A 2718-nucleotide genomic window follows, 5' to 3' on the forward strand; every position below is an offset into this window, starting at 1 on the left:
AAAAAAGTAATTAGTAATATTGGCCAATTACAAGTCAAGCTGGGAGGAGAAGCAAAAGCGATCGCGAGTAAATCGAAAAAGAAACAAGATGATAGCGGACAACTATCATTATTCGGAGATAATTTAGCAGTTAAAGTCAAACCAGAAACTCAGCCAGAAGAATTATTTACTCCTATCCTCAATACTCAAATTATCGATAGCGAAGCTAAATTAAAAGAATTAATTAGTACTTTAAAACAGCAAACAAATAAAGAAAAACCTGTAGCTTGGGATACGGAGACTAACTCTTTAGAAACCCACTTAGCAGAATTAGTTGGCATTGGTTGTTGTTGGGGTAATAAAGACGATGAAATTGCCTATATCCCGATCGGTCATAAGTTAGGAAAACAACTAGATAAAGAATTAGTTTTATCCAGTCTTAAACCAATTTTAGAAGACAGCAAATATCCTAAAGCTTTGCAAAATGCCAAATTCGATCGCCTAATTTTAAAGCATCAAGGAATTAAACTATCGGGAGTTGTCTTCGATACCATGTTGGCTAGCTACGTACTCAATCCCGAACTGACCCATAATTTAGGCGATTTATCCGAACGCTATGGGTTTAAAATTACGGCAAAAAGTTATAAAGATTTAGGTATTGCTAAAGGACAAACTATAGCCGATTTAGAAATTCCTGTGGTAGCCGACTATTGTGGTTTAGATTGTTATGCAACTTATTATTTAGTAGACAAGTTAAAAGTAGAATTAGCTAATTATCCCCAACTAGAAAAACTACTCTTAGAAGTCGAACAACCTTTAGAAGCAGTACTAGCAATAATGGAAGAAACGGGGATTAATTTAGATATTGAATATCTCCAAACATTTTCCCAACAACTAGATAAAGACTTACAAAAATTAGAACGAGATACCTATGAAGCAGCAGGAGAAGAATTTAACTTAGGTTCTCCCAAACAACTAAGTGTCATTCTCTTTGAAAAACTGGGCTTGGATGTCAAAAAATCTCGTAAAACTAAAACGGGATATTCTACCAACCAACAAGTATTAGAAAAACTCAAAGGCGACCATCCAGTAATCGATAATATGTTGGAATATCGCACCCTAGCCAAATTAAAATCTACCTATGTCGATGCTCTGCCAGCTTTGGTTAGAAAATCTACTCAAAGAATTCATACCGATTTTAATCAAACCGTAGTGGCTACAGGAAGACTATCTTCGTCTAATCCTAACTTACAAAATATTCCCATTCGTACTGAGTTTTCTCGTCAAATTCGACAGGCTTTTATTCCCCAATCAGGATGGTTATTAGTAGCTGCCGACTATTCCCAAATTGAATTAAGAATTTTGGCTCATTTAAGTCAAGAACCAGTTTTGCTAGATGCCTATCAAAATAGTAAAGACGTTCACCGAGTAACTGCCCAATTACTATTCGACAAAGAAGATATTACTGCCGAAGAAAGACGCTTGGGTAAGATCATTAACTTTGGGGTGATCTACGGTATGGGCGCGCAAAGATTTTCTAGGGAATCTGGATTTAAAACCGAGATCGGCAAACAGTTTATCGAAAAATATCGACAAAAATATGCCAAAGTATTCAACTACTTAGAAGGAGTTAAAAAACAGGCAATCTCTTTGGGTTATGTCGAAACAATTCTGGGCAGAAGACGTTATATTAACCTCATTAGCGACAGCCTCAAAGAACTAAAAGGCATCAATACAGATGCGATCGCTTTAGACAAACTAAAATACAGCTATATCGACGCTCAAACCCTCCGTGCAGCCGCCAATTCTCCCATTCAAGGTTCTAGTGCCGATATCATTAAAATAGCTATGATTAGACTGCAAAATATCCTGCAAGACTACCAAGCAAGATTGTTACTCCAAGTACACGACGAATTAGTCCTAGAAGTACCCCCAGAAGAATGGTCGGAATTGCAACCGATTATTAAATCCACTATGGAAAATGCCGTTGAATTATCTATTCCCTTAGCGGTAGATATTAATGCTGGTAAAAACTGGATGGAAGCAAAATAAATAAGATGCGTCCATCAGCCAAGCAGATATCTTAAAAACTCAAGCCCCGTGAGTTGTCCGCTTGGTTTCAAACTGGCTGCGGTATAATTAAAGTTCATCTGCATCTGATGCTTCAATTTTTTTGACTGATTTCATTCCATTTTTGCTACCAGCCAAATTACTAGCAACTTGGGCTACATCTACTCCCGTAGTTTGACGCAACTGTTCGATAAAAGAAGCAATTTGAGTTGCTTGATTGCCATCTTTCCCATCCACCACAGTCAAACTTTCCACTTCCACATCGGGTACTCCCGCAGCCATCATTTTCATTAGAGTTTCTAACTTTTGGAATAAGAAAATATCTTTCGCATTTGCTCCTGCCGCTTGCCAAGATTCTGCCAAACGTTGCGTACCTTCGGCTTGGGCTTTGCCATCCTCAATAATAGTCGCTGCATCCCCTTTAGCTTTGGCGATCGCTTGTTTGCATTGTGCTTCGGCAGGGGCGACGACATCTGCCTGTAGCTGTTGTTTGACCTGTTCGATCCGTTCGTTTTGTACTGCTACTTCGGCTTCGGCTTTGGCTATTTTGGTGACCACTTTAGCTTCGGCTTCGGCGATTAAAGCTTCTCTTTTAGTTATGGCATCGCGGATTCTTTTTTCGGCTTCGGCTTTGGCAATTTCGAGATCGCGACTAATTTGTCTGAGGGA

Annotated in this window: 2 protein-coding genes; one reads left to right on the forward strand and one right to left on the reverse strand. The window is 38.7% G+C overall.

Features of this window, described 5'->3' with window-relative positions; translation table 11 throughout:
• On the forward strand, positions 1 to 2031 hold a 2031-nt coding region (polA, locus tag AC33VI_RS10090; protein WP_491782134.1), incomplete at its 5' end, for a DNA polymerase I.
• Positions 2032 to 2118: 87 nt separating this feature from the next.
• Here polA and AC33VI_RS10095 read toward each other — a convergent pair.
• A partial coding sequence (locus AC33VI_RS10095; RefSeq protein ID WP_491782135.1) for a flotillin family protein occupies positions 2119 to 2718 on the reverse strand: 600 nt, incomplete at its 5' end.

The organism is Waterburya sp., from assembly GCF_058530065.1.